General features: G+C 72.6%; 1 protein-coding gene. It reads left to right on the top strand.

The genetic code is table 11. The features are described from left to right. A partial coding sequence (locus UK12_RS32710) for a beta-ketoacyl synthase N-terminal-like domain-containing protein (RefSeq protein ID WP_045306844.1) occupies positions 1–1,036 on the top strand: 1,036 nt, incomplete at both ends.

Raw genomic sequence — 1,036 nt, forward strand, 5'->3', positions numbered from 1 at the left:
CGGCCTGGAGGGCCCGGCGGTCACCGTCGACACGGCCTGCTCCTCCTCGCTGGTCGCCCTGCACCTCGCCGTGCAGGCCCTGCGCAACGGCGAGTGCTCACTGGCGCTGGCCGGCGGTGTGACCGTCATGGCCACCCCGGACACCTTCCTCGACTTCAGCCGCCAGCGCGGCCTCTCCGCCGACGGCCGGTGCAAGGCGTTCGCCGCTTCGGCGGACGGCACCGCCTGGGGCGAGGGCGTCGGCATGCTGCTCGTTGAGCGGCTCTCGGACGCCCAGCGGAACGGTCACCCGGTGCTGGCGGTGGTCCGTGGCTCGGCGGTCAACCAGGACGGTGCGTCCAACGGCCTCACCGCCCCGAACGGTCCGTCCCAGCAGCGGGTGATCCGCCAGGCTCTGGAGAACGCCCGTCTGTCGGCTGCTCAGATCGACGCGGTCGAGGCGCACGGCACCGGCACCGCACTGGGTGACCCGATCGAGGCGCAGGCGCTGCTCGCCACCTACGGCCAGGAGCGTTCGGAGGAGCGGCCGCTGTGGCTGGGCTCGGTGAAGTCCAACATCGGCCACACGCAGGCGGCCGCCGGCGTCGCCGGTGTGATCAAGATGGTCCTCGCCATGCAGCGCGGTGTGCTGCCGCAGACCCTGCACGTGAACCAGCCGACCCCGCACGTCGACTGGTCGGCGGGCGCGGTCTCGCTGCTCACCGAGACGACCGAGTGGCCGGAGACCGGCGAGCCGCGCCGCTCTGCCGTGTCGTCCTTCGGCTTCAGCGGCACCAACGCGCACACGATCCTGGAGCAGGCGCCGGTTGTCGAGGCCGAAGCCGTCGAGGCGAGCGTGTCGCCGTCGGTGGTTCCGGTGGTGCTGTCGGCGAAGGGTGAGGTGGCGCTGCGGGCCCAGGCCGAGCGGTTGCTGTCCGCTGGTGATGCCGAACTGGTTGATGTGGCGTACTCGTTGGCGACGGGTCGGGCGGGGCTGGAGCACCGCGCGGTCGTCGTGGCGGGTGGGCGTGAGGAGTTCCTGCGGGGGCTTGGTGCG

This window comes from Saccharothrix sp. ST-888, from assembly GCF_000955975.1.
GTDB lineage: Bacteria > Actinomycetota > Actinomycetes > Streptomycetales > Streptomycetaceae > Kitasatospora.